This window comes from Aquabacterium fontiphilum (genome assembly GCF_009909205.1).
GTDB lineage: Bacteria > Pseudomonadota > Gammaproteobacteria > Burkholderiales > Burkholderiaceae_C > Aquabacterium > Aquabacterium fontiphilum.
Genome location: NZ_JAAAPN010000004.1, coordinates 62,078 through 87,103 on the forward strand (window position 1 = coordinate 62,078; position 25,026 = coordinate 87,103).

Sequence of the window (25,026 nt, forward strand, 5' to 3'; positions counted from 1 at the left end):
CTTCAGCCCTCGGGCTGGCAGCGCGCAGTCAGGTGTGCGAGCGCCGCTTCGACCTGGTCCACCAGCACCAGGCAGAGGTCGCCGGGCTCCAGTCGCGCCAGAGCCATGTCGATGGCCTTGAACTCGCCATTGACCTCTTCGACATGCTGAGCGCGCTGGGCCTTGGCCAGGCCCTCACGCAGCAGACGCAGCACTTCGCCGTCTTCCCGGCCGCGCTGACAGGCGTCCTGATACAGGATGAAGTCGTCGAACGCATCGCCCAGCACGGCGGTCTGCTCGCGGATGTCCTCGTCACGGCGGTCACCCGCACCGCTGATCACCACGCTGCGCCGACGGGCCGGCATGCGGTTCACCGCCGCCACCAGTGCGCGCATGGCGTCGGGGTTGTGGCCGTAGTCGGCGATCACGGTGGCGCCGCGGTAGTCCATGACGTTGAAGCGGCCGGGCGCGTTGTCCTGGTCGTTGGCGAAGGTGGCCAGACCGCGACGGATGGCATCCCAGTCCAGCCCGGCACTCCACGCCGCGCCGATGGCCGCCATGGCGTTGTCCACCTGAAAGCCGATCGTGCCGCGGCGGGTCAACGGGACGTCACGCAAGGCGATGCGCTCGCGCCAGCTGTCTTCGCTGACCACGATGTGATCGCCATCCACCGTGATGCTGCGCTTGCCCTGGGCGCGATGCGCCGCCAGAACCGGGTTGTGCGGATCAGACGAAAAGAAGATCACGCCACCCGGGCACTTGGGCGCCATGGCCGCCACGATCGGGTCGGCCGCGTTCAGCACCGCGTACCCTTCAGGCGCCACGTTCATCACGATGACGCGCTTGAGCACCGCCAGGTCATCGACCGTGGTGATGTAGTTCAGGCCCAGGTGGTCGCCCGCGCCGATGTTGGTGACCACCGCGGTGCCGCAACGGTCGAAGCCCAGGCCTTCGCGCAGGATGCCGCCGCGGGCCGTCTCGAGCACGGCCGCGTCCACGTCCGGATGCATCAGCACATTGCGCGCGCTGCGCGGCCCGGAGCAATCGCCGCTGTCGATCTGGCGGCCATTGACGTAAACGCCATCGGTGTTGGTCATGCCCACGCGCAGGCCGCTGGTGGCCAGGATGTGGGCGGCAAGCCTGGCTGTGGTGGTCTTGCCGTTGGTGCCGGTCACGGCGATGACGGGGATGCGCCCGTCATCGCCCGGCTTGAACAGGTTGGCCACCACCGCCTCGCCCACCGGGCGACCCTTGCCGTATGACGGCGACAGGTGCATGCGCAGGCCGGGCGCGGCGTTGACTTCGACGATGCCGCCGCCTTGCTCTTCCAGCGGGCGCTGCACGGTCTCGGCCAGCACGTCCACGCCGCAGATCTCCAGCCCGATGGTGCGCGCAGCCGCCACCGCGCGGGCCGCAACCTCGGGGTGCACCTCGTCAGTGACATCGGTGGCGGTGCCACCGGTCGACAGGTTGGCGTTGTTGCGCAGCACGACGCGGCGCCCGGCTTCGGGCACGCTGTCCGGTGTGAGCGACTGGACCGACAGCCGCGCCAGCGCGATCTCGTCGATGCGGATCTTGGTCAGCGAGGTGGCGTGCCCTTCTCCACGGCGCGGGTCTTCATTGACCTTGTCGACCAGTTCGCGCACGGTGTGCACGCCATCGCCGATCACATGCGGGGGATCACGGCGCGCTGCGGCCACCAGCCGATCGCCCACCACGAGCAGCCGGAAGTCATGCCCCGGCAGGTAGCGCTCGACCATCACTTCGCCATACTCGGCGGCGACGCGGTGCGCGATGGTCAGGTGCTCGTCGCTGGTGATGTTGACGGTCACACCCTTGCCTTGGTTGCCATCCCGCGGCTTGACAACAACAGGCCAGCCGATCTCATCGGCGGCTCGGCGCGCGTCGTCCAGGTCGGTGACGGGTCGGCCCAAAGGCACGGGCACGCCAGCTGCGGCCAGCAGCCGTTTGGTCAGGTCCTTGTCCTGCGCGATCGATTCGGACACCGCACTGGTGGTGTCCACTTCGGCGGCCCAGATGCGACGCTGGCGGGCGCCCCAGCCCAGCTGCACCAGGCTGCCGTCGGTGAGCCGGCGGACGGGGATGCCGCGCGCGACGGCCGCATCCACGATGCAGCCCGTGCTGGGGCCCAGGCGCACGTCTTCGTCGATCTCGGCCAGGGCCGCCACCGCGGCCGCCACATCCACCGTCTCGCCCTTGAGCGCGGCCTCGACCAGCGCCCGTGCATGCTCGAACGCACGCCGACCCACGGCTTCCTCGGTGTACTCGACCACGACCTGGAACACACCGGGCTCCAGCGTGGCGGCGGTGCGGCTGAAAGTGACAGGGCAGCCCGCCTGAGACTGCAAGGTCAGCGCCACTCGCTCCAGCACATGGGCGACGCTGAGGTGGCCTGAAGCCGGCTGGGCATGCAAGGGCCCCATGGCCGGCAGCAGGGCGCGCACGCGGTGCTCGAAGCCCGCAAGCTCGTCGATGCGGCACTCGGCTGGCTCGCAGGTCACGACCGCCTCGATCGAGGTGTGACGGCTCCAGAGGTTGGGCCCGCGCAGGGCCCGGATGCGAGATACGTCCATGGTGGTTCCCGTGCCCTTCAGGGGATCAGGCCTTGTTCTGTGGGTCGTAGGTTTCCAGGCCGGCCTGGATCAGCTCGGGCGACACGCCCAGCGCCCAGGCCACCGAGACGGCAGCCAGCAGGGCGCGCACACTGGCACCCGGCAGGGGCTGATCGCTCACCCGTGCAGTCATGCGCCGCGCCGCCGCCCCATTGAGGTCGGCGCATTGCACCGGCATGTAGCCGTTGTGCGTGAGCAGCACGTGATGCCCCTGAACCGAGACGGTACGCCCGCCCTTGGCCCGGTGCGCCACCAATGCGGGGTGGTCATGCTGCTGCTCGTACAGGATCACTTCGCCATCCGACAGCTCGGCCATCTCCAGCAGGCGCGGATCCCCGGCGTGCAGCACGGCCACGCCCTCGGGCAAGACGACATCCACCTGGGTGCGCATGACCTTGAACATTTGCTGCGGCTCGTGGATGTCATGTCTGGCCAGATCCGCTGCAACGGGCGCTTCAGCGCCCAGCAGGTCAGTGACCACGCCGACCTGGCAACGGTCATACGGAAGGCCGTCGTCAAGAATGGCGGCCGCCGACGTTTCAATGACCAGGGCATTGACATCGCGGTTCATCAGCAGCCGCTGCCCGGACTCGAAGTTGGCGCGGTTGCCCGACTCGACACGCCGGGTGCCGAGAAACAGCCCCTCGCGACAGGCCAAGCCCACGTGGCGGCCTTCCAGATGCAACAGCCAGGCCACGAGCCGGGCGATCTGGGTGGTGCCCACCGATCCCGCGATGCCAACGATGGGCACGCGACCCGTTTCTTCCGGCTCGAACAGGTGATCGACGATGGCCTTGCCCACCGGGCGAGGCAAGCCTTCAGCCGGCTTGAGGTGCATGAGCAGGCCGGGGCCGGCATTGACCTCGACCACCGCGCCACGCTGCGGCGCCAGCGGCTTGGCAATGTCCTCGACCACCAGGTCGATGCCTGCGATGTCCAGACCGACGACACGGGCGGCCAGCGCGGCCGCGTACGCCACATCGGGGTGGACGTCATCGGTGCAGTCGATGGCGACGTTGCCATTGCGCTGCACCAGCACGCGCTGTCGAGCAGCGGGAATGGCCTCGGCGTGCAGACCTTGACGCTCGAGCAGCAGACGCATCGCAGGCTCGCGCTCCAGCACGATGGTCTCGAGCGGGAACTCTTCCGCCTCGCCGCGACGCGGGTCGCTGTTGAGCTGGTCATTGATCAACTGGCGAACGGTGTCGCGGCCATTGCCCACAATCCACAGGCTTTCGCCGCGGGCTGCCGCCACCACCTTGCCGCCCACCACCAGCAGGCGGTGTTCGTCGCCGGGGACGAAGCGTTCGACGATGACCTCACTGCCTTCGGCCTCAGCCACGCGGTAGGCCGCTTCAATGTCGGCGCGTTCGGTCAACTCCAGCGAGACGCCGCGTCCGTGGTTCCCGTCCAGCGGCTTGACCACCACCGGCAGGCCAATGTCCTGGGCGGCCTCCCAGGCGGCCTCGGGGCTGCTCACCACTTCGCCTTCAGGCACCGGGACGCCACAGGCCTTCAACAAGGTTTTGGTCAAATCCTTGTTGCCGGCGATGTTCTCGGCAATGGCGCCGGTCTTGTCGGTCTCGGCCGTCCAGATACGCCGTTGCGCCGCGCCATGACCGAGCTGAACCAGGTTGCCATCGTTGAGGCGGATGTGCGGGATGCCACGATCGGTCGCCGCGCCCACGATGGCTGCGGTCGAGGGGCCCAGGTAGCAGTCATCAATCTGTTCGCGCACCCGCTCGACCGCCGCCGCCACGTCGAATGGCATGTCGTTGATCGCGGCCATCAGCAGCGCATGGCCTTCCTGCAGGGCCGCACGCGCCACCTGTTCGTCGCGCGCGCGGAACACCATGCGGTAGACGCCCCGGCGCGTCGTGCTGCGGGTCTGGCCAAAGCCCGTGGGCATGCCCGCGAGGTTCAGCAGTTCGATGACCACGTGCTCCAGGATGTGTCCAGCCCAGGTGCCCTCTTGCAGTCGCTGGAGGAAGCCGCCCCGCTCGCCCACGCCGCAGTGGTGCTCGATCAGGGCGGGCAGCATGGCGGTCAGCCGTTCGGTCAGCCCGGGCAACAGGTTGGAGGGGTGGTCTTCCAGCTCGCCGAGATCCAGCCACACCTCGAGCACCGGCCGGTACGTCCAGATGTTGGGGCCGCGCAGGTAGTTGACCCGCAACAGCGCAATGTCGTTCTTCTTGCTCATCTCATGCGCCCCGGTGGACACCCCTGTGGAGGACAATGCCGCACGGCGCGCTCGGTGCCGTCAACCAAAAGCACCCGCCGGACGTCTTCACTGCATGCACCATCACCACTCCGTTGATGCCTCGGGGCATCAGGACAATACGGACCTTGCCAGTGCCGACCCGACCCTGGCTCCCGACGAGAACGTTTCCTGCCGCGCTTCGGTTGACCTCGACCCGCAACTTTGTTTCTCGCGCGCCGAACTGGTGCTGACCAGCCGGCATTTGTGCACGCGCGCCCATCCAGGTGCGGCATGGCAGCGCTGGCCGCTGCACACCGAGCTGCGTCTGGCCCACACCGACCACGCCGGTGTGGGACGGATCGACCTGCTTGATGCCAGCCATCGTCTGGCAAGCTGGCATTTCACACTGCGGCAACACAGCGAGGTCATGCGCCTGGTGGAGGCCTTCGAGCGTCAGGTCGACAGCCTGCGCACCGGCCAGCCCTTGACGGACGACGACACCCCGCGCTGCGCCTCGTGCAAGGCCGCCCTCCCGCCAGACAGCGAGGACTGCCCGGTGTGCGACCGCGAGGTCGACAAGCCCCCATCAACCTGGGTGCTGCTGCGCCTGTGGCGGTTTGCACGCCCCTATCAGGGCAAGCTGTTGGCCGGCTTCCTGCTCACGCTGGCGGCCACGGGGGCCACGCTCGTGCCGCCCTACCTCACCATGCCGCTGATGGACGAGGTGCTCATCCCCTTCCAGAACGGCCAGCCCATCGACAAAGGCTTGGTCGCCATGCTGCTCGGTGGCCTGCTGGGCTCGGCGCTGGTGGCCTGGGCGTTGGGCTGGGCGCGCACCTACCTGCTGGCGCTGGTGTCCGAACGCATCGGCGCCGACCTGCGCACCGCCACGTTCGAGCACCTGATGGGCCTGTCGCTGGACTACTTCGGCAGCAAGCGCACCGGCGACCTGATGACCCGCATCGGCTCAGAAACTGACCGCATCAATGTTTTCCTCTCATTGCATGCGCTCGATTTCGCCACGGACGTGCTGATGATTGCGATGACGGCCGCCATTCTGGTGTCGATCAACCCGTGGCTGGCGCTGGTCACGCTGGTGCCGCTGCCCTTCATTGCCTGGCTCATCCACCTGGTGCGCGATCGCCTGCGCACCGGCTTCGAGAAGGTCGACCGCGTCTGGGGCGAGGTCACCAATGTGCTGGCCGACACCATTCCCGGCATCCGCGTGGTCAAGGCCTTCGCCCAGGAGGGACGCGAGGCGGGGCGCTTCCGTCATGCCAACCAGGTCAACCTGGCCATCAACGACCGCCTCAACAAGACCTGGTCGCTGTTCTCGCCCACGGTGTCCTTGCTGACCGAGATCGGCTTGCTGGTGGTGTGGGCCTTTGGCATCTGGCTGGTGGCCGGCAACGAGATCACGGTGGGGGTGCTCACCGCCTTCATTGCCTACATCGGGCGCTTCTACGGCCGGCTCGATTCGATGAGCCGCATCGTCTCGGTCACGCAGAAGGCCGCCGCCGGGGCCAAGCGCGTGTTCGACATCCTCGATCACGTCTCGAACGTGCCCGAGCCGGCCGAGCCCGTGAAGCTGCCCGCGCTGCAGGGCCGCATTCGCATGGACGAGATCGGCTTTCGCTACGGCAGCCGCGCCGTCATCCGCAACCTGAGCCTGGACATCCAGCCCGGCGAGATGATCGGCCTGGTCGGCCACTCTGGCTCGGGCAAGAGCACGCTGGTCAACCTGATCTGCCGCTTCTACGACGTCACCGATGGCGCCATCCAGGTCGATGGCGTCGACATCCGTCGCATCGGCGTGGCCGACTACCGACGCCACATCGGCCTGGTGCTGCAGGAGCCCTTCCTGTTCTTTGGCACGATTGCCGAGAACATTGCCTACGGCAAGCCAGATGCCACCCGAGACGAGATCATCGCCGCCGCCCGCGCCGCGCATGCACACGAGTTCATCCTGCGCTTGCCGCACGGCTACGACTCGCTGGTCGGCGAACGCGGCCAGGGCCTGTCCGGCGGCGAGCGCCAGCGCATCAGCATCGCGCGGGCGCTGCTGATCAACCCGCGCATCCTCATCCTCGACGAAGCCACCTCGGCCGTCGACACCGAAACCGAAAAGGAAATCCAGAAAGCACTGGACAACCTCGTCAAGGGCCGCACCACGATTGCCATCGCCCACCGCCTCTCGACCTTGCGCAAGGCCAACCGGCTCGTCGTGATGGACCGCGGCCAGGTCGTCGAGGTCGGGCCACACGACGAACTCATGGCCCGCCAGGGCGCCTACTGGCGTCTGTACGAAGCCCAGGCCCGCAAGGCCGAACAGGATGCGCTGCATGACCTCCTCTGACCTCGCCGCCTCTCCGGCCACAGCCGATCCATCCTCGCAGGTCGGCACGCTGTCCCTGAGCCGCGACGCTTTCGGGCGCCTCGTGCTCACCACGCCGGATGGCCAGACCCATGCCGGCGTGACCCCTGTGCGCGCCTTCCCCTTGTCGGCGCCCGAGGAAGGGCTCTCGCTGGTGGGCCCAGACGGCCACGAACTGGCCTGGCTCGGCCGGCTGGCGGACCTGCCGGAACCTGACCGGTCCCTCGTCAGCGAGGAGCTGACCGCGCGCGAACTGATGCCCCTCATCCTTCGGCTACTGGATGTCTCCACCTTTGCGACACCCAGCACCTGGACGGTAGACACCGACCGGGGTCGCACCGAACTGGTGCTCAAGGGTGAAGACGACATCCGCCGCCTCGGCGGCGGACGCCTGCTGGTCACCAGCGCTCATGGACTGGCCTTCGTCGTGCCCGACATGGCGGCTCTCGACCCGGCATCCCGCAAGCTGCTCGAACGCTTTCTCTGAGCGCGCCTGCGCAACGGCATCCCTTGATATGGCGCAAGTACGCCAGGCAGACGGCTCCCACAATGTGTCTGACATCACGCACGATGCCGACCCATTCAGGAGCCCGCCATGTCTGCCGTCCTCCCCCAGCAAGCCCCCTCCTCGGCCGCCGCGCAAGCCGCCCTGGCCGCTCGCCCACTCCAGCCGTTCGATGTGCTGGATCAATGCCACCAGCAGGTGGTGACCATGCTGCACCGCATGGACGATCTCGTGGCCCATCTGCAAGAGACCGGACACGATCAACAGGCCCAGCAGATGGCGCGCGAGATCTTCGACTTCTTCATGGGTCCGGCGAGGGAGCACCACCTGGATGAGGAGAAGCATGTCTTCCCAGCCATCATCCGCTCCGGCGACGACGAACTGGTGCGCCACATGCTGCGCCTGCAACAGGATCACGGATGGATCGAACAGGACTGGCTGGAGCTGGCGCCACACTTCGAATCCATCGCCGCGGGCTACAACTGGTTCAACATCGATCTGATGGCTCAGGCGATTCCCGTCTTCCAGGCGCTCTACCGCGATCACATCGCACTTGAAGAATCGCTCATCTACCCTGAAGCCAAGGCCCGGATCGCCCGCTGGGACCTTCAAGGCATGGGGCGTGAAATGGCGCAACGACGCCGGTCCGAAAATCCCAAGAACTGACCGCGCTGCGGTATAACGGGCGGGTGCTGTCATCCGTCCTTGCCCGTGCGCAGGTTGCCTGCCTGCTGCTGACTGCCGTGGCCCTGGCAGGGGTGCGTTTCGTCCCGCCACCGTGGGATCTGTTGTTCGACAACGCCCATTGGACCTTCGGCTTTCTGACCGGCGCCTTGATGGCTGCGCAGGGCTGGCGTGACGAGTCGGACGCGCGCATGCGCAACGCCAAGGGCTGGATGGCGGCCGCGATGCTGAGCATGGTCATGGGCCAGATGGCCTGGAACGTTCAGGCCGCCACCGACTGGCTGCCCTTCCCTTCACCGGCCGACGCCTTTTTCGTGTCCATCGGCCCGCTCGCGGCCGTCGGGCTGTGGCAGCTGGGCAGTCAGCGATTGAGCCCCGCCGCCTGGCGCACCGCGCGGCTCGATGCGCTGGCCATGGTCGGCGCCATTGTGGCCGCCTCGCTGGCGCTCTTCCTGCCCAGCCAGGGCACCCACAGCCCGCTGCAGATGGCCGTGCTGGCCGCCTACCCCGTGGCGCTGATGGCCCCGACCTGTCTGGCCATCATCCTCGTCCTCACGCTGCGGGCCGCGCCCGACTGGCGGGCCTGGCTGCTGCCCGCCGCCACCCTGATGCTCACGCTGTGCTGGGGCGCCTGGAACCTGAACTTCCTGCATGGCAGCATCCGCATCGGCGGCTGGATCAATCAGGGCTTCTCAGTGGCCGCCATCGTGCTGGGCTGGGGCATCCGCCACTATCGGCTCGACGCGCTGGATGACGCCCGCTGGGACCGCCGCTGTGAAGGCCTGCTGCGGCTGCTGCCGTTGATGCTGGTGCTGCTGGCCGCCGGCGGCATCGTGCTGGCCACCACCTCCAGCGCCCTGCCGGCCAGCGCCCAGGTCAGCATCATTGCCGGCAGCCTGATCGTCAGCTGCATGGCCTTCGTGCGCCAGTCCTATCTGCTGGAAGAGCGCGATCGGTTGATCGTCGTCGAGCGGCTGCTCCGCAAGCGCGAGGCCGAACTGGAAGCACGGGTGGCCGCGCGCACCTTCGAGCTCAGTCGTGCCAAGGCTGCCGCCGAGGCAGCCAACCAGGCCAAGAGCGAATTTCTCGCCAACATGAGCCACGAGATCCGCACACCGCTCAATGGGGTGATCGGCTTCGCCCAGCTGGCAAGGCTGAGCAACCACGATCCGGCACAGGACGCCTACCTCGGCAAGATCCAGTTGGCCGGCAAACAGCTGCTACGCCTGATCAACGACATCCTCGACATGTCCAAGATCGAGGCCGGCAAACTCGAGCTGGAGCGCGTGGGGTTCGACCTCGGCGCGGTCTGCCGCTCGGTGGAGGCGCAGACCAGCGATGCGGCCCACGGCAAAGGCCTGGAGTTGCGCTTCCTGCTGGACGCCGATGCCACGGGCCCTTTGATGGGTGATCCGCTGCGCGTCGAGCAGATCCTGCTCAACTACGTCAACAACGCCATCAAGTTCACGCAGCAAGGACAGATCACGGTGCACGCACGCATGGTGGCAGACCTGCCCACCCAGCGGGTGCTGGAGGTACGGGTACAGGACACCGGCATCGGCATGGACGACGACACCCGCCGGCGCCTCTTCCACGCGTTCGAGCAGGCCGACAGCTCCACCACGCGGCGCTTCGGCGGCACCGGGCTGGGCCTGGCCATCTGCAAACGCCTGGCCGGGTTGATGGGCGGCGAAGTGGGCGTCGACAGCGCTCCCGGCCAGGGCAGCACGTTCTGGTTCACGGCCTGCTTTGACAAGCCTGCCGAGGTGGAGCCCCCCAGCGCCAACGTACGCTCATGGGAACAACTGGGCGAGGCAGCTCAGCTGCAGGGTCTGCGCGTGCTGCTTGCCGAAGACAACGAACTCAACCAGATCCTGGCGCGCAGCGTTCTGGAGCAGGTGGGCGCCGTGCTGCACATCGTGCCCACGGGCCAGGCCGCGCTGGACGCGCTGGCCGCTCAGACGTTTGACTGTGTGCTGATGGATCTGCAGATGCCGGATCTGGATGGTCTGAGTGCGGTGCGACGCATCCGCGCGCACGCGCCATGGCGCAACCTGCCGGTCATCGCCATGACGGCCAATGCACGCCCTGAGGACCAACAGCGCTGCGCGGAAGCCGGCATGGACGCCTTCGTCAGCAAACCGTTCGACATCCGTGAGCTGGTCGCCACGATCGCCCGCGTGACCGGGCGTGCACGGCAAACTTGTGACTGAGCGCCGTCGACAAGCGAGCCAAAGAAAAATCGGCATGCCCCTTGCGGGACATGCCGACGGGGCAGCGCGGGCCTGACGCCCCGCTGCACAGCCGCCATCAGGCCTTCTTGGCCTTCTTGGCAGCGGGCTTGGCAGCCTTCTTGGCGGCGGGCTTGGCCGCAGCCTTGGCACCGGCCTTCTTGGCTGCAGCTTTGGGGTCGACAGCAGCCTTGAACGTGGCGCCCGGCGAGAACTTCGGCAGCTTGGCTGCAGCGATCTTGATCTTCTCGCCCGTCGACGGGTTCACGCCGGTGCGGGCGGCACGGGCGTGCTGCTTGAAGGTGCCGAAACCGGGAATGGTCACGGCGTCGCCCTTCTTCACCGCGGTCACCACGGTATCCAGCAGCGTGTCCAGGATGCGGCCGGCTTCGGCCTTGGACAGTTCATGCTGCTCAGCCAAACGCAGAATGAGGTCGGTCTTGTTCATGAAGATGAATTTCTGGATGCACCCGCAGAACCGGGCCCCTTATTGTGCATCCGCTGCAAGGGTTTTCAAGGCGGGTCGCGCATCTCGATCGCAAGAAAAACCAGCAACCATCGGGCTTTGCGGCCAAGTCGCCCGACGTGCAATGCGGGTGCGCCCTGATGTTGACCCGACACGTACCGGCCGGAGAGCCCCCCACAAAGCCCCGGCACACACCAGGCCATAAATATGCATTTAACATGCATCTTTCAAATCACCTCAGGAGTTCCCCATGCTGGATGCCGCCACCCGCGCGCAGATCAAGGCCACCGCCCCGGTGCTGCAGACCCACGGCGAAGCGCTGACCCGCCACTTCTACGCACGCATGTTCACCCACAACCCCGAGTTGCGTGAGGTATTCAACCAAGGCCATCAACGCAGCGGCACGCAGCAACAGGCACTGGCCATGGCAGTGGGCGCCTACGCCACCCACATCGACGCACCCGAAGCCCTGACGCCGGCCTTGCGCCACATCGCGTCCAAGCACGTCAGCCTGGGCGTCCGCGAGGAGCACTACGCCATCGTGGGCCGCCATCTGCTGGCGTCGATCGGTGAGGTCATGGGCGAGGCGGCCACCCCGGCATTGCTGCAGGCCTGGGCCGCCGCCTACGACCAACTGGCCCGCTTGCTCATCGGCATGGAGCAGGCGCTGTACAACGATGCGGCAAGCCGGCCCGGCGGGTGGACCGGATGGCGCACCTTCCGCGTACGTCACAAGCAGCCGGAGGGAAGCGAGATCACCTCGTTCGAGCTGGTGCCGGCCGACGGCGGGCCGGTGCCTGCTTACCGAGCCGGCCAGTTCGTGTCCGTGCGGGCGGTGGTGCCGGAGCTTGGCTATCGCCAGCCTCGGCAATACAGCCTGTCTGCCGCGCCCGGGCAGGACCATCTGCGCATCTCGGTCAAGCGCGAGCAAGCGGGCCCGACCTGCCCGGCAGGCATGGTCTCGCAGCACCTCCACGACCGGCTCCACGAGGGCGACTGTCTGGAGGTCTCTCCCCCTGCAGGCGCCTTCTACCTGGACGAGTCCAGCTCCTCGCCTGTGGTGCTGATCAGCGCCGGGGTGGGCATCACCCCGATGATGGCCATGTTGGCGCACCTGCAGGCCACGGCACCGCACCGCGTCGTGCGGTTTCTGCATGCGGCCCGCCACGCGGGCGTGCAGGCGTTCGCAGACGAGGTGCGCCGGCGCACGGGTGCGCTGCGTGACGCCAAGGCCTGGTTCGTCCACGAACAGGCAGCGCCCCAAGCCGGCCTGCCCGTCCCGGATGCGTATGGTCGGCTGAACCTAGAGGCGCTACCCGGCGCGGATTGGTTGCCCCACGACGCCGACTGCCATGTCTGCGGTCCGGCTGCCTTCATGGTCGAGCAGATGGGCGCCCTGCGCGCACGCGGCATCCCGGCCGAGCGCATTCACGCCGAGGCATTCGGCACGGGTGGCGTGGCCACAGCCTGACGTATCCTGCGAACGTGTTTCACGCCGTCTGACACCTGATGCAGCTCACGCGCTTCACCGACCTTGGCCTGCGGGTGCTGATGTACCTGGGCACCGTCGAGCCGAGCCACACGGTGACGATCGCCGAGATCAGCAGCCGCTTTGACGTGGCCCATCACCATCTGACCAAGGTGGTGCAGTTCATGGGGCAGCAAGGCTGGCTGCTGAACGTGCGGGGCAAGGGCGGCGGCGTGAGGCTGGCCCAGGCGGCAGACGCCTACCGTTTGGGCCAGGTGGTGCGGGCGCTCGAGCGAGGGCGCATGCCAATCGACTGCAGCGAGCCGCCCTGTGTCTTGCAAGGCAGTTGCGGCCTCAAGGGCGTGCTGGACGGGGCCGCCGAGGCCTTCTACACCGAACTGGACCAGCACACGCTGGCACACGTGCTGCGCAGCCCGACCCGCGAGACGCTGGTTCGCTTGCAGCGACCTGCGGCGGTGCGCAAAAGCACGGGATGAGGGATTTGCTGCCCGCTCAGGCAAACAAAAAAGGCCTGCACTTGCGTGCAGACCTTTTGAAATTTGGTGGGCCCTGTAGGATTCGAACCTACGACCAACGGATTAAGAGTCCGCTGCTCTACCAACTGAGCTAAGAGCCCTCAGTGCAGGCGGCGCTGTTTGCGCTTTCTGCGTTTGCTTCGCTATCAGCGAAGACCGCAATCATACACCATTTTCTGGCGCTTCTTGCGTTTGTTGGTGGGTCGTGCAGGATTCGAACCTGCGACCAACGGATTAAAAGTCCGCTGCTCTACCGACTGAGCTAACGACCCGCCGCAAAGCCTTAGATTATAGCGCCTTCAAGAAGCCAGGATCAAGTCTGTCAGTTGCGCAGCAGCCACCATGCCAAACGTGGCGGTCACCATGACGCTGGAGCCATAGCCATGGCACGCCAGTGCCATGCCGGGGCGTGGCGCTTCGGTGGAGCAGGCCTGTTCCTGCGAAGCCCTGACCGGCTCGCGTGAAAAGACGCAACGCAGTCCCATCGCTCCCTTGCGCGCACCACCATGTCGCTGACGCCACCGCTGGCGCACGCTGGCCAGCAGCGGGTCGTGCGTGACATCTGCCAGATCAGCCACCTCCACATGGTGAGGCGAGAGCTTGCCCCCGGCCGCCCCCACGCTGACCACCGGACGGCCATGGGCCAGCCCCCAGGCAGCCATGGCCGCCTTGGCGCGCACCTGGTCGCAGCAGTCGAGCACGCCATCGAGTGACTCTGCCTGAAGCAGCATGGCGATGTTGCCCTCGTCGAGAAAGTCTTCGATGGGGTGTACGTCGCAGCCGGGGTGGATGCCCGCGATGCGCTGGCGCAGCGCTTCGACCTTGGCCATGCCCACGGTGGCGTCCAGTGCCTGGATCTGCCGATTGATGTTGGACTCAGCCACTTGATCGAGGTCGATCAGCACCAGGCGGGCCACCCCGCTGCGGGCCAGCGCTTCGACCGCCCACGATCCCACGCCTCCGACCCCCACGACCGCCACGCGTGCCCCGCGCAGTCGCGCATAGCCGCGCGGCCCGTGCAAACGCAGCAAACCGCCGAAACGGCGGTCTGCTTGCCGGTCTGCTTCCAAGAGGGCCGGCCCTTCTTCGGCCTGCGCCGTGGCGCTGGCGCTCATCGCGCCTTGCTGGCCGCAGCAGGCCGAGCCGGAGCCTTGGCCGCCGCCCTCGCGGGCGCAGCAGGGGCAGCCATCGTCAGCAACCGGTCGCGGGCGGCCTGCGCCGCCTCGCTGCGGGGATACTGCTTGACCAACTGCTCCAGCGTACGCCGGGCGCCCGCGGTGTCCTTCAGTTCGACCTGGCAGTTGGCCACCGAGAGCAATGCTTCCGGCGCCCGCGGGTGCTCGGGCGCGCCGTCGACCACGAGTCGGAACGCCTGAATGGCTGCGTTGTAGTCGCGCAGACCGTAGTGAGCGTTGCCCAACCAGTAGTGGGCGCTGTGGCGGTAGCCTGTGTTCGGGTAGCGCTTGAGCAGGTTGTTCAGCGCCACAGCGGCCGCCGCGAAATCGCTGGCACGCATGCGCGCGATGGCCTCATCGAAGCCCCGCTTCTCATCGGGTTCGACCTGGAAGGTCTGCCCGTCAAGTGTGACCGGCTGTGGCTCCAACCGGCGCACACGCTCATCCAGCGCGCCCTGAAGGTCGGTCTGGCGGCGCTGCATCTCCGACAACTCGCGTTGCAGCACCTCTTCCTGACCGCGCTGGCGAGCCAGATCCAGCCGCAGTTGCTCGATCTGCGTGTGCATGTCGAGCAGGCTGCGCTTGAGCTGGTCGACCTGGCGGCTCAGCTCTTCCATGCGGGCTTGCTGGGCCTCGTTGTCCTTGCTGCGCTGCTCACGCAGCTGCAGGATCGCCCGGCGCGCCTCATCGTCACCAAACAGTGCAGCGTGGGCGCACAACGGGCCCGCCAGCGCAGCGCTGAGAATGGCCAGCACAGGCCAGCGAGACGGGAACGATCGGTTCAGGGACATGAGGGCTCCAGCAAGCGACACGGTGACACTCTAGCGCGTCAACGGTCCTTGATCTCGGCGCGACGGTTCTGCGACCAGGCCGACTCGTCGCTGCCGGTCGCGGCGGGGCGCTCTTCCCCGAAGCTGACCGCTTCGATGCGCTCGGCAGACACGCCCAGCAGCGTCAGGGAACGCTGCACGGCTTCTGCGCGACGTTGGCCGAGCGCCAGGTTGTATTCGCGCCCGCCACGCTCGTCGGTATGGCCTTCGATCACGATGCGGGTGTCGCGCGCAGCGTTCATGCGACGGGCATGCGCCTCCACCACCGGACGGAATTCGTCCTTCACCAGGAAGCTGTCGAAATCGAAGTAGACAATGCGCGCGATGTTGCTGGCCGCGGCGTCGTTCGCATCCGGGGCGACCACCACGGGGGCCACATTGCTGGAGGCGACGCCGCCAGCGCCGGCTCCCTCGCCCGGTGCAGCCGACGTGATGGGCGCGGCGCCCGATGCCTTGTCGTCGAGCTTGACGCGTGATCCGCAGCCGGCCAGTGCCAGTGCTGCCGCGGCGAGCACGCCCAGGGCCAGCGAACGGGAAGACAGGACAGATTGCGAACGGGTCATGGTCATGGCTGTAAGCCTCCGGTTGGTCAATGAAAACAAATCGGGCGACGCCCGGGCACGGGAAACAACAGGATCAACGCGGCGCGGTGATGAACGGGCCCCATACGGGCTCTCGCACATCTGCGGCGGCGGTGGCCAGACGCGCCTTGATGCGGCCGTCCAACGTGGTGGTCATCAGCACGTCGCGGCCCTGGGCTCGCGTGGCATAGATGATCAGCCGGCTGTTGGGTGCGAAGCTGGGGCGCTCGTCATCGCGGGTATCGGTCAGCACCTTGACCTGCCCATTGGCCAGCTCCATCAGGTGGACGCGGAACGCGCCGCCGTCAACCTGTCCGATGTACGTCATCCAGCGGCCGTCCGGGCTGATGGCCGGGCTGATGTTGTAGCCGCCCTGGAATGTCACGCGCCGCACCGCGCCGCCCTGCACGGGCACCTGGTAGATCTGAGGGCCGCCCCCGCGGTCGCTGACGAAGTAGATGCTCGCACCGTTCGGGGCCCACGTCGCCTCGGTGTCGATCGAATTGCTTTGCGTGAGCCGGCGCAGGCCTTCGCCGTCGGCGCCAATGAGGTAGAGCTGAGAGCCGCCGTCGCGGCTGAGCGTCACCACCAGCTGACGGCCGTCCGGCGACCACGCCGGCGCGCTGTTGGTGCCGCGGAAACCGGCCACGACGCGGCGACGCCCTGAAAAGACGTCCTGCACGATGACGTTGGCCTTGCCCGTCTCGAAACTGACGTACGCCAGCTGTCGGCCATCCGGTGCCCAAGCCGGCGAGATGATGGGCTGCACGCTGGTCAGTGCGGCCTGGGCGCCTTCGCCGTCCGAATCGGCCACGAACAGCGTGTGGCGATTGCGCACCTTGCTCACGTAGGCGATGCGCGTGGCGAACACCCCTTTCTCGCCTGTGAGCTTCTCGAAGATCTCGTCAGAGATCCGGTGTGCCGCCAGACGCAGGTCACCTGCCGGCACAACGAGGCTGTGCCCGCCCATGCCTTGCTGCTTGAGCACGTCCCACAACTGGTAGCGCACGTCATAGCGGCCGTCGGCCAGGCCGCCCACCGACCCGGCAGCCAGCGCATCCACCGACCGCGCACGCCAGTCGGCCAGCGCGGGCCGAGCCGCCTCGTCCAGACGCTCGCCGCTGGCATCGACCAGGCGAAACAGCCCTGAGCGCTCAAGGTTGGCGCGGATGATGGCCGAGACGGGCTGAGGCGAACGGTCCTCGCCGCGGAACGGCGCGACCGCGACCGGAATGCGCGTCGCACCTACGCCCGCAATCTCGACGCGGAACTGCGCGTGCGCCACACCGAGCGGCACGGCCGAACCCACGCCTGCGGCCATGAGGCCCAGACCGAGTTGTTGCAGGGAACGGCGACGATCAACGCGAAAGGACATGGTGGATGACAAAGGCTGGAAACAAAACCAGACAGTCGGAATTGTGCCGTTGTAAAGCGCGAAGTTCCCGCCCGAAGCCCTCAACCCTTTGGGAATTAGGTCAAGCAATGTAAAGCGTCGCGTCACAGCAGCACGATGTCGTACTGCTCGGGGGACATGGTGGGCTCGGCCTGCAGTGAGATGGGCTTGCCAATGAAATCGCTCAAGCCCGCGAGATGGGCGCTTTCTTCATCGAGCAGCATCTCGACCACGGTGGCGCTGGCCACCACCCGGAACTCGCGCGGGCTGAACTGGCGGGCCTCGCGCAGGATCTCGCGCAGAATGTCGTAGCAGACGGTGCGCGCTGTGCGCACCTGACCGCGGCCTTCGCAAGTGGGGCACGGCTCGCACAGCATGTGCGCCAGCGACTCGCGCGTGCGCTTGCGCGTCATCTCGACCAAGCCGAGGCTGGAGAAGCCGCTGACCGTCACCTTGGTGCGGTCGCGCTGCAACTGCTTGCGCAACTCGGCCAGCACGTTGTCGCGATGGTCTTCGCGCAACATGTCGATGAAGTCGATGATGATGATGCCGCCCAGGTTGCGCAGACGCAGTTGGCGGGCAATGGCCTGTGCCGCTTCGAGGTTGGTCTTGTAGATGGTGTCGTCGAAGTTGCGCGCACCCACATACCCGCCAGTATTGACGTCGATGGTGGTGAGCGCCTCGGTCTGGTCCACGATCAGGTAGCCACCGGACTTGAGCTCCACACGCCGCGCCAGCGCACGCTGGATCTCGGTGTCGACGTTGTAGAGGTCGAAGATGGGGCGCTCGCCCTTGTAATGGGCCAGCCGGGCCACGGCCGAAGGCGTGTACACCTCGCCGAAGGCCTTCAGGGTGTCGTACTGCGCCAGCGAGTCGATGCGGATGGTCTGCACCTGTTCGTTGACCAGATCCCGCAACACGCGCTGCGCCAGGTTCAGTTCCTGATACAGCAAGGTGCCAGGGGGTGACTTCAGGCCCTGTTCGCGGATGGCCGCCCAGGTCTTGCGCAGGTAATCGATGTCGCCGGCCAGTTCGGCATCGGTCGCGTCTTCGGCATTGGTGCGCAGGATGAAGCCGCCCGAGCGGGTGCGGCCTTCGCGGTTGTCGGCCTCGCCCAGCAAGGTCATCATGCGCGCGCGCAACTGGTCGCGCAGCTCGGGCGAGCCGATCTTCTGCGAGATGCCGATGTGGTCATCCTGGGGCAGGAACACCAGCTGTCGGCCCGCCACGCTGATCTGCGTCGACAGACGTGCGCCCTTGGTGCCGATCGGGTCCTTGATGACCTGCACCATCAGCGCCAGGCCTTCATGCACGCGCTTCTCGATGGGTACCTGGGTGTCGGCGCTGCGAGCATGGCCCTTGCTACCCATGGCTTCGCGGTGCAGGTCGGCCACATGCAGGAACGCGGCGCGCTCCAGGCCGATGTCGATGAACGCGGACTGCATGCCCGGCAGCACGCGCACCACCTTGCCCACGTAGATGTTGCCCACGAGCCCGCGCTCGAGCGTGCGCTCGACATGCAGCTCCTGAACGGCGCCGCTTTCGATGATGGCCACCCGCGTTTCCTGCGGGGTCCAGTTGATGAGGATGTCTTGCGAATGGAGCATGGTGGAGTGCAATTTAGCGCATGGCTCGCAAGCGCACGTTGTCGATCACCTGCCAGCCAGGCAAGTGCTGCTTCAGGCCATGGATGAGCCCAGCTGCCACCTGCCAGGCCTGAACGGGTCGGTAAGCCGGCGGCATCAGAAAGCCGAAACACAGCCCCAGGCGCTCGCCCATGCGGAACTCGGCCCGATCGCCCGCCAGCAGCGACGGCCGCACCACGGTGACGTGGGGCAGGCCCAGCCCCCGAAGCGCTGTCTCCAGCTCGCCCTTGACGCGGTTGTAGAACACGCGCGAGCGCGGATCAGCCCCCACCGCGCTCACCAGCCCGAAGGCGCGCACGCCGGCCAACTGGGCCAGCTTTGCCAGCGCAAGCGGGTAATCGTGGTCGACCTGCCGGAACGCAGCTTGCGAACCCGCCTGCCGGATGGTGGTGCCCAGTGTGCAGATCACCCAATCGACACCTTCGAGCGTATGGGCGTGCTGGGCCATTTGGGTGAAGTCGACCTGCAGCATGCGCAGCTTGTCCATGCCGGGCACCTGGGCCGAACCGAGCAGGCCGGCCGGCGTGAGCGGCCGTCGCAGCCACACCCGCACCTCGCCCACGGCCGGATCGGCCAGCAGTTGCAGCAAGGCTTGGCGGCCCACAAGGCCGGATGCGCCCACCAGCAGGACCGTCAGGGGTGAAGCAGTGGCATCGCGGGGCATGGTCATGCGGCGGTCTGTGCTCAGAACTGCCAGCCCAGGGGCTTGAGCAGCTCGGCCGTCTCGAAGAGCGGCAGGCCCATGATGCCGCTGTAGCTGCCGTCGATGTGGGCGGTCCAGGCACCGGAGCGGCCCTGGATGGCATAAGCCCCCGCCTTGCCGAACGGCTCGCCGCTGTCGACGTAGCGGGCGATCTCGGCGCCGTCCAGCGCGCGCCAGTGCACCTGTGACCGACTCAAACGAAGCTGCCCATGCACGCACACCGCCGTGAGCACGCGGTGCACCCGGCCCGACAATCGGCTCAGCATCTGCTGCGCCTCGGCCGCATCGCGCGGCTTGCCCAGGATGGCCTGGTCCAGCGCCACCGTCGTGTCGGCGCACAGCACCGGGCCCATGGGCCACGCATCAGGGGCGGCCATGTGACGCCGCTGCAGGCGGCTCATCGCGGCATGCCACTTGGCCATGGTCACGCGCTGAACGTAGTCCTCAGGCGATTCGCCCGGACGCTCGGCCTCCAGGGCCTCGGCGTCCTCCCCGTCATCGGGCAACAGCAGGGTGTGGCGCACGCCAAGCTGGTCCAGCAACTGGCGGCGACGCGGGCTTTGAGAGGCCAGGTACAGCCACGGCTGCCCGGTCTGGTTGGCCAGTTCACGTGGCGAGGGCGGCAGGTCGGTCAAGAGGAGGCCTCACGCACGGTGATAGGGATGGTTGTGCCGCAACGACCAGGCCCGGTAGAGCTGCTCCAGCAGCAGCACGCGTGCCAGCGCATGGGGCAGCGTCATGTCCGACAGGCGGAGGGCCTCGTCGGCGGTCTGCTTGAAGGCCGGATCGATCCCGTCGGCACCGCCAATGATCAGCGCCACATCACGGCCATCGTGCTCCCACGCGCTCGTGCGGTCGGCGAGTTGCACGCTGGTCAGGCGGCTGCCGCGCTCATCCAGGATGACGCGGCGCACACCCTTGGGCAAGGCCGCCTCCATGCGGGCGGCCTCGGCCTGCATGATGGCCGCCACCGGCTTGCCCTCACGCGGCTCGGCCTTGACGGCCTTGACCTCCACCTTCCAGTCCGGCGGAAAGCGCTTGAGGTAGTCCTCACATGCGGTTTCCGCCCAGGCTGGCAGGCGCTGGCCGATGGTCAGCACGGTGCACTTCACAGGCAGCGCCCCGCCTGTGCTCAGCGCGCGGTCTTGCGAGCCGGGGCCTTCTTTGCCGCCACCTTACGCGCTGGGGCGGGTTTGGCTGCTGGCTTGGCTGCGGTTTTCACAGCCGGCTTGGGCGCCGCCTTGCGTGCCGGCGCCTTCTTGGCGGCCGGCGCGTTCACCACCAGCTTCTGCACGGCCTTCTTGGCTGCCACCTTGCGGGCGGGCGCCTTGCTACCGGCGGTCTTCGCCACCACCTTCTTGGCGGCGACCTTCTTGGCAGCAACCTTCTTCACGGCCACTTTCTTGGCAGCCACCGGCTTGGCAGGGGTCTCTGCAGCAGCGTTGCGGCTGGCGGCCTTCTTGGCCACGGCCTTCTTCGCCGCCACTTTCTTGGCGGCCGCCTTGGGCTGCGTGGTCGCTGCCTTGCGTGCGGCCGTGGTCTTGCCAGCCGCCTTGCGGGGCGCGGGTTCAGCCTCGGGGGCCTCGTCCATCGGCTCGGAGGCCTTCACCAGACCGGTGCGGGTGTTCTTGCGCTGGATGGCCACCGGCTTCTCGCCCCAGATCTCTTCGAGCTGGTAGTACTGGCGGATGGCGGGCTGCATGATGTGCACCACGGCTGCCGCACAGTCGACGATGATCCACTCACCATTGTCCTCGCCCTCGGTGCGCATGATCTGGAAGCCCGCCTTCTTGACGGCGTCGCGCACGCTGGCGGCCAGGGCCTTGGTCTGCCGGTTGGAGTTACCCGTTGCCACGACCACGCGCTCGAAGAGCGGCGACAGGTGTTCGGTGTTGAAGACCGCGATGTCCTGGGCCTTGACGTCTTCCAGGCCATCGACGATGGCACGTTGCAGTTTACGGATGTCCATTCAGCGGGGGGCGCCAGCGGCGTAGAGTTGATGGGTGGCAATATAGCGCGCGACCGGCTCGGGAACCAGCGCAGGCACCAGGGTGGAGGGTGCGACACCCTGGGCCAGGCGGCTCCGGATGTCGGTAGATGACACGTGATACGGTGGCAAAGGCAGGCGCACGGCGCGGTGGGCGCGCTGCTGGAGGGCGGCCGGTGCCTGGGGCTGGGCGTCGCCCCGGCAGGCTACGGCCAGGGTCACACGGTCCAGCAACTCTTCCCAGCCATGCCAGGTGGGCAGGTTCGCGTACTGGTCCTGCCCGATGATCATGGCCCATTCGGCCTCGGGCCAACGCGACTGCAAGGCGCGCACGGTGTCGATCGTGTAAGACGGCCCCTCACGGCGCACCTCGCAGTCATCCAGCACAAAGCGTGGCTCGTGCGCGATCGCGGCCTGTACCATGGCCAGACGATCGGCGCCCGGGGCCAGCTGCCGCGCCTTCTGCCAGGCCTGGCCCACCGGGATCCAGCGCACTTCGTCCAGCGCCAGATGGCGCAAGGCGGTCTCGGCCAGCGCCACATGGGCCACATGGACGGGGTCGAAGCTGCCCCCCATCATGCCGATGCGGCGCGGCCGCGCAGCGGAGCCAGCCGGCACGGCGTCAGAGCCAGTCACGCGCAGGAAGGAAGTCGGAGTACAGGCGGGCCTCGGCGCTGCCGGGCTCGGGATGCCAGTCGTAGCGCCACTTCACGATGGGCGGCATCGACATCAGGATGCTCTCGGTACGGCCGCCAGATTGCAGGCCGAAGAGCGTGCCGCGGTCCCACACCAGGTTGAACTCGACGTAGCGGCCGCGCCGATAGGCCTGAAAATCGCGCTCGCGGTCGCCATAAGGCGTCTCGCGACGGCGTTGAAGGATGGGCAGGTAGGCGCCGGTGAAGGCGTCGCCCACCGACTGGATCAGGCCGAAGCCCCCTTCGAAACCCAACTCGGACACATCGTCAAAGAAGATGCCCCCCACACCGCGGGCCTCGTTGCGGTGCTTGAGAAAGAAGTACTCGTCGCACCAGGCCTTGTAGCGTGGGTACAGCGCCGCATCGATGGGCGCGAGCGCATCGCGGCAGGCGGCGTGGAAGTGCCGAGCATCCTCTTCAAAGCCGTAGTAGGGCGTGAGGTCCATGCCGCCGCCGAACCAGGCCACCACGCTGCCGTCGGGTTTGTGCGCGGCCAACATGCGCACGTTCATGTGCACGGTGGGCGCATACGGGTTGCGCGGGTGAAACACGAGCGACACGCCCATGGCCTCAAACGGCAAGCCCGACAACTCGGGCCGATGCTGTGTGGCCGACGGGGGCAGTTGCGGCCCCTTGACGTGGGAGAAATTGCAGCCGCCACGCTCCAGCACGCCGCCCTCCTCCACCAGGCGTGAGCAACCATCACCCTGCAGCCGCTCGTGCGGCCCGCGCACCCACGCGTCGCGCACGAATGGCGTGCCGTCTTCGGCCTCGAAGGCCGAGACGATGCGGTCTTGAAGACCGAGCAGGTAGTTGCGAACCGCCTGAGTGTCCATCCTGCGCTCCTGTATCAGCGGCCCTTGATGGCGCGCCAGCCGATGTCCGTGCGGAACTGCATGCCGTCGAACGCAATGCCGCGCATGTACTCGTAGGCGCGCTGTTGCGCCAGACGGGCCGAGTCGCCCAGTGCCGTCACGCACAGCACACGGCCCCCGCTGGTGCGCACCTGGCCGTCGTCACCCATGGTGGTGCCGGCGTGGAACACCATGGCGTCTTCGGCGTCGGCCGGCAGCCCGGTGATCACGTCACCCTTCTTCGGGTCGAGCGGGTAGCCGCCAGCGGCCAGCACCACGCCCAGCGCAAAGCGGCGATCCCATTGCAGCTCGATCTGGTCCAGCGTGCCATCGGTGGCGTGCATGAACACATCAATCAGGTCGCTCTTGAGGCGCATCATGATGGGCTGGGTTTCCGGGTCGCCCATGCGGCAGTTGAACTCCAGCGTCTTGGGATTGCCCTGCGCGTCGATCATCAAGCCGGCATAGAGGAAGCCGGTGAAGGGGATGCCATCCTTGGCCATGCCATCCAGCGTGGGCAGGATGATCTCCTGCATGGCCTTGGCATGCACATTGGGCGTGACCACCGGCGCGGGCGAGTAAGCGCCCATGCCGCCGGTGTTGGGGCCGGCATCGGCGTCCAGCAGGCGCTTGTGATCCTGGCTGGTGGCCAGCACGGTCACGTTCTTGCCGTCGGACATCACAATGAAACTGGCCTCTTCGCCGGCCAGAAACTCTTCGACCACGATGCGGGCGCCGCCGTCGTTGTGCTGCACGCCCAGCTTGTTGTCCAGCAGCATCCAGTCGATGGCCTCGTGCGCTTCCTGCAGCGTCATCGCGACGACCACACCCTTGCCCGCAGCCAGGCCATCGGCCTTGATCACGATGGGCGCCCCCTTGGCGTCCACATAGGCGTGGGCCTTGTCGGCCTCGGTGAAGGTCTCGTAGAAGGCCGTGGGAATGCCATGGCGCTTCATGAAGTCCTTGGCAAAGGCCTTGGAGCTCTCGAGCTGCGCGGCCTTCTTCGTGGGGCCGAAGATGCGCAGACCGCGAGCGCGGAACTCATCGACCACGCCGGCGGCCAGCGGGGCCTCGGGGCCAACCACCGTCAGCGCGATCTTGTTGGACTCGGCAAAGTCGGCCAGCGCCTTCACATCGGTGATCGGCACATTGACCAGGCGCGGATCGCGCGCCGTGCCGCCATTGCCCGGCGCCACATAGACCTTCTGGGCCTTGGGGGACTGGGCCAGTTTCCAGGCCAGGGCATGCTCGCGGCCGCCCGAACCGATGACAAGGATGTTCATGGGAAAGACAATCAGTTGAGTTCGGCGTTGTGGAAGACGTCCTGAACGTCGTCCAGGTCTTCCAGCACGTCCAGCAGCTTCTGCATGCGTGCGGCGTCGTCGCCCGTCAGTTCGATGGTGTTCTCGGCACGCATGGTCACTTCGGCCATCTCGGGCGCCAGGCCAGCGCCTTCCAGCGCGTGCTTCACGGCTTCGAAATCGGCCGGTGCACTGAGCACTTCGATCGAGCCGTCTTCGTGCGACAGCACGTCTTCGGCACCGGCTTCCAGGGCCACTTCCATGACCTTGTCCTCGCTGGCGCCGGGCGCAAACAGAAACTGGCCCACGTGTTTGAACTGGAACGCCACCGAGCCTTCTGTGCCCAGGTTGCCGCCATGCTTAGAAAACGCGTGGCGCACCTCGGCCACCGTGCGCACGCGGTTGTCCGTCATGCAGTCGACGATGATGGCCGCACCGCCAATGCCGTAGCCTTCGTAGCGGATTTCCTCGTACGTGACGCCATCAAGGTTGCCCGTGGCCTTGTCGATGTTGCGCTTGATGTTGTCGGCCGGCATGTTGGCGGCCTTGGCCTTGTCGATGGCCAGGCGCAGGCGCGGGTTCATCGCGACATCGCCGCCGCCCTGACGGGCAGCCACGATGATTTCACGGGTGAGCCGCGTCCAGATCTTGCCGCGCTTCTCGTCCTGGCGGCCTTTACGGTGTTGGATGTTGGCCCATTTGGAATGACCGGCCATGGCGTCTTGCTCCAGACAAACTGAGGGATACTTCGATTTTACCCTTGCGCCCCGAACTGGAGCCCGCCC

At 67.1% G+C, this 25,026-nt stretch carries 21 protein-coding genes, 2 tRNA genes and 1 pseudogene; 6 read left to right on the plus strand and 18 right to left on the minus strand.

Translation table 11 applies throughout. The features are described 5' to 3' along the window. Positions 1 to 2 precede the first annotated feature (2 nt). Positions 3 to 2,573 (minus strand): cyanophycin synthetase, encoded by a 2,571-nt coding sequence (cphA, locus tag GTZ97_RS05750; RefSeq protein ID WP_161649630.1) that lies wholly within the window; start codon positions 2,571 to 2,573, stop codon positions 3 to 5. 25 nt (positions 2,574 to 2,598) lie between these two features. After that, positions 2,599 to 4,812, minus strand: coding sequence for a cyanophycin synthetase (locus tag GTZ97_RS05755; protein WP_161649631.1), 2,214 nt, complete (start codon positions 4,810 to 4,812; stop codon positions 2,599 to 2,601). A gap of 94 nt (positions 4,813 to 4,906) precedes the next feature. Here GTZ97_RS05755 and GTZ97_RS05760 point away from each other — a divergent pair, with 94 nt between their 5' ends. The 4 genes from GTZ97_RS05760 (at position 4,907) to GTZ97_RS05775 (ending at position 10,588) form a co-directional block, all read left to right on the plus strand. Next, positions 4,907 to 7,168 carry a cyanophycin metabolism-associated ABC transporter gene (locus GTZ97_RS05760; protein ID WP_161649632.1) on the plus strand — a complete coding sequence of 754 codons (2,262 nt, stop codon included), beginning with the start codon at positions 4,907 to 4,909 and terminating at the stop codon, positions 7,166 to 7,168. Further along, entirely contained in the window at positions 7,155 to 7,673 is a 519-nt protein-coding gene (locus tag GTZ97_RS05765) for a cyanophycin metabolism-associated DUF1854 family protein (RefSeq protein WP_161649633.1), read from the plus strand. Before GTZ97_RS05760 ends, GTZ97_RS05765 begins: the two co-directional genes overlap by 14 nt. 108 nt (positions 7,674 to 7,781) lie before the next feature. Beyond that, positions 7,782 to 8,357 carry a hemerythrin domain-containing protein gene (locus GTZ97_RS05770; RefSeq protein WP_161649634.1) on the plus strand — a complete coding sequence of 192 codons (576 nt, stop codon included), beginning with the start codon at positions 7,782 to 7,784 and terminating at the stop codon, positions 8,355 to 8,357. A 23-nt stretch (positions 8,358 to 8,380) separates the two neighbouring features. After that, positions 8,381 to 10,588, plus strand: a complete 2,208-nt coding sequence (locus GTZ97_RS05775) for an ATP-binding protein (RefSeq protein ID WP_161649635.1) — start codon at positions 8,381 to 8,383, stop codon at positions 10,586 to 10,588. A gap of 97 nt (positions 10,589 to 10,685) precedes the next feature. Here GTZ97_RS05775 and GTZ97_RS05780 read toward each other — a convergent pair whose 3' ends face one another. Then, positions 10,686 to 11,054 carry an HU family DNA-binding protein gene (locus GTZ97_RS05780; RefSeq protein WP_161649636.1) on the minus strand — a complete coding sequence of 123 codons (369 nt, stop codon included), beginning with the start codon at positions 11,052 to 11,054 and terminating at the stop codon, positions 10,686 to 10,688. A 253-nt stretch (positions 11,055 to 11,307) separates the two neighbouring features. On the opposite strand from GTZ97_RS05780, the pseudogene hmpA reads away from it, so the two are divergent. Together hmpA and GTZ97_RS05790 are read left to right on the plus strand one after the other, a co-directional pair. Further along, positions 11,308 to 12,543, plus strand: a pseudogene (gene hmpA / locus GTZ97_RS05785) (NO-inducible flavohemoprotein); the annotation flags it as partial. 38 nt (positions 12,544 to 12,581) lie between these two features. After that, entirely contained in the window at positions 12,582 to 13,037 is a 456-nt protein-coding gene (locus GTZ97_RS05790) for an Rrf2 family transcriptional regulator (protein ID WP_161649638.1), read from the plus strand. A gap of 64 nt (positions 13,038 to 13,101) precedes the next feature. On the opposite strand, the gene GTZ97_RS05795 is transcribed toward GTZ97_RS05790, so the two are convergent. The 15 genes from GTZ97_RS05795 to GTZ97_RS05865 all read right to left on the minus strand — a co-directional run bounded on the left by GTZ97_RS05795 (position 13,102) and on the right by GTZ97_RS05865 (position 24,957). Then, a tRNA-Lys gene (locus GTZ97_RS05795) sits at positions 13,102 to 13,177 on the minus strand. Between the two features lie 95 nt (positions 13,178 to 13,272). Continuing rightward, positions 13,273 to 13,348: transfer RNA gene (locus GTZ97_RS05800), tRNA-Lys, on the minus strand. A gap of 27 nt (positions 13,349 to 13,375) precedes the next feature. Then, positions 13,376 to 14,191, minus strand: coding sequence for a tRNA threonylcarbamoyladenosine dehydratase (locus GTZ97_RS05805; protein ID WP_161649639.1), 816 nt, complete (start codon positions 14,189 to 14,191; stop codon positions 13,376 to 13,378). Beyond that, on the minus strand, positions 14,188 to 15,042 hold the full coding sequence (gene ybgF / locus GTZ97_RS05810; RefSeq protein WP_161649640.1) for a tol-pal system protein YbgF: 855 nt from the start codon (positions 15,040 to 15,042) through the stop codon (positions 14,188 to 14,190). The genes GTZ97_RS05805 and ybgF overlap by 4 nt, the downstream gene beginning before the upstream one ends. Positions 15,043 to 15,080: 38 nt before the next feature. After that, positions 15,081 to 15,650, minus strand: coding sequence for a peptidoglycan-associated lipoprotein Pal (gene pal, locus GTZ97_RS05815; protein ID WP_236651044.1), 570 nt, complete (start codon positions 15,648 to 15,650; stop codon positions 15,081 to 15,083). Between the two features lie 67 nt (positions 15,651 to 15,717). Then, positions 15,718 to 17,037, minus strand: a complete 1,320-nt coding sequence (tolB, locus tag GTZ97_RS05820; protein ID WP_161649641.1) for a Tol-Pal system beta propeller repeat protein TolB — start codon at positions 17,035 to 17,037, stop codon at positions 15,718 to 15,720. A 122-nt stretch (positions 17,038 to 17,159) separates the two neighbouring features. After that, positions 17,160 to 18,662, minus strand: coding sequence for a ribonuclease G (gene rng / locus GTZ97_RS05825; protein WP_161649642.1), 1,503 nt, complete (start codon positions 18,660 to 18,662; stop codon positions 17,160 to 17,162). Positions 18,663 to 18,675: 13 nt separating this feature from the next. After that, a complete protein-coding gene (locus GTZ97_RS05830) occupies positions 18,676 to 19,371 on the minus strand; it encodes an NAD(P)H-binding protein (RefSeq protein ID WP_236651045.1) in 696 nt (231 codons plus the stop codon). A 14-nt stretch (positions 19,372 to 19,385) separates the two neighbouring features. Continuing rightward, complete coding sequence (locus tag GTZ97_RS05835; RefSeq protein ID WP_236651046.1) at positions 19,386 to 20,039, minus strand: Maf family protein; 654 nt, start codon at positions 20,037 to 20,039, stop codon at positions 19,386 to 19,388. A 9-nt stretch (positions 20,040 to 20,048) separates the two neighbouring features. Next, entirely contained in the window at positions 20,049 to 20,516 is a 468-nt protein-coding gene (gene rlmH / locus GTZ97_RS05840; RefSeq protein ID WP_161649643.1) for a 23S rRNA (pseudouridine(1915)-N(3))-methyltransferase RlmH, read from the minus strand. 20 nt (positions 20,517 to 20,536) lie between these two features. Next, positions 20,537 to 21,373, minus strand: coding sequence for a ribosome silencing factor (gene rsfS, locus GTZ97_RS05845; protein WP_161649644.1), 837 nt, complete (start codon positions 21,371 to 21,373; stop codon positions 20,537 to 20,539). Continuing rightward, positions 21,374 to 22,027 (minus strand): nicotinate (nicotinamide) nucleotide adenylyltransferase, encoded by a 654-nt coding sequence (gene nadD, locus GTZ97_RS05850; protein WP_330863555.1) that lies wholly within the window; start codon positions 22,025 to 22,027, stop codon positions 21,374 to 21,376. Further along, positions 22,014 to 22,922 (minus strand): oxygen-dependent coproporphyrinogen oxidase, encoded by a 909-nt coding sequence (gene hemF, locus GTZ97_RS05855; RefSeq protein WP_161649645.1) that lies wholly within the window; start codon positions 22,920 to 22,922, stop codon positions 22,014 to 22,016. The genes nadD and hemF overlap by 14 nt, the downstream gene beginning before the upstream one ends. A gap of 14 nt (positions 22,923 to 22,936) precedes the next feature. Beyond that, complete coding sequence (purD, locus tag GTZ97_RS05860; protein WP_161649646.1) at positions 22,937 to 24,223, minus strand: phosphoribosylamine--glycine ligase; 1,287 nt, start codon at positions 24,221 to 24,223, stop codon at positions 22,937 to 22,939. Positions 24,224 to 24,234: 11 nt separating this feature from the next. Next, positions 24,235 to 24,957 carry a YebC/PmpR family DNA-binding transcriptional regulator gene (locus GTZ97_RS05865; protein ID WP_161649647.1) on the minus strand — a complete coding sequence of 241 codons (723 nt, stop codon included), beginning with the start codon at positions 24,955 to 24,957 and terminating at the stop codon, positions 24,235 to 24,237. Positions 24,958 to 25,026 lie beyond the last annotated feature (69 nt).

Excerpts from the sequence above, each read along its gene's own strand:
- cphA (WP_161649630.1), bottom strand. The coding sequence starts at position 2,573 with ATGGACGTATCTCGCATCCGGGCCCTGCGCGGGCCCAACCTCTGGAGC.
- GTZ97_RS05755 (WP_161649631.1), bottom strand. The coding sequence starts at position 4,812 with ATGAGCAAGAAGAACGACATTGCGCTGTTGCGGGTCAACTACCTGCGC.
- GTZ97_RS05760 (WP_161649632.1), top strand. The coding sequence starts at position 4,907 with ATGCACCATCACCACTCCGTTGATGCCTCGGGGCATCAGGACAATACG.
- GTZ97_RS05765 (WP_161649633.1), top strand. The coding sequence starts at position 7,155 with ATGACCTCCTCTGACCTCGCCGCCTCTCCGGCCACAGCCGATCCATCC.
- GTZ97_RS05770 (WP_161649634.1), top strand. The coding sequence starts at position 7,782 with ATGTCTGCCGTCCTCCCCCAGCAAGCCCCCTCCTCGGCCGCCGCGCAA.
- GTZ97_RS05780 (WP_161649636.1), bottom strand. The coding sequence starts at position 11,054 with ATGAACAAGACCGACCTCATTCTGCGTTTGGCTGAGCAGCATGAACTG.
- GTZ97_RS05790 (WP_161649638.1), top strand. The coding sequence starts at position 12,582 with ATGCAGCTCACGCGCTTCACCGACCTTGGCCTGCGGGTGCTGATGTAC.
- GTZ97_RS05805 (WP_161649639.1), bottom strand. The coding sequence starts at position 14,191 with ATGAGCGCCAGCGCCACGGCGCAGGCCGAAGAAGGGCCGGCCCTCTTG.
- ybgF (WP_161649640.1), bottom strand. The coding sequence starts at position 15,042 with ATGTCCCTGAACCGATCGTTCCCGTCTCGCTGGCCTGTGCTGGCCATT.
- pal (WP_236651044.1), bottom strand. The coding sequence starts at position 15,650 with ATGACCATGACCCGTTCGCAATCTGTCCTGTCTTCCCGTTCGCTGGCC.
- tolB (WP_161649641.1), bottom strand. The coding sequence starts at position 17,037 with ATGTCCTTTCGCGTTGATCGTCGCCGTTCCCTGCAACAACTCGGTCTG.
- rng (WP_161649642.1), bottom strand. The coding sequence starts at position 18,662 with ATGCTCCATTCGCAAGACATCCTCATCAACTGGACCCCGCAGGAAACG.
- GTZ97_RS05830 (WP_236651045.1), bottom strand. The coding sequence starts at position 19,371 with ATGACCATGCCCCGCGATGCCACTGCTTCACCCCTGACGGTCCTGCTG.
- rsfS (WP_161649644.1), bottom strand. The coding sequence starts at position 21,373 with ATGGACATCCGTAAACTGCAACGTGCCATCGTCGATGGCCTGGAAGAC.
- hemF (WP_161649645.1), bottom strand. The coding sequence starts at position 22,922 with ATGGACACTCAGGCGGTTCGCAACTACCTGCTCGGTCTTCAAGACCGC.
- purD (WP_161649646.1), bottom strand. The coding sequence starts at position 24,223 with ATGAACATCCTTGTCATCGGTTCGGGCGGCCGCGAGCATGCCCTGGCC.
- GTZ97_RS05865 (WP_161649647.1), bottom strand. The coding sequence starts at position 24,957 with ATGGCCGGTCATTCCAAATGGGCCAACATCCAACACCGTAAAGGCCGC.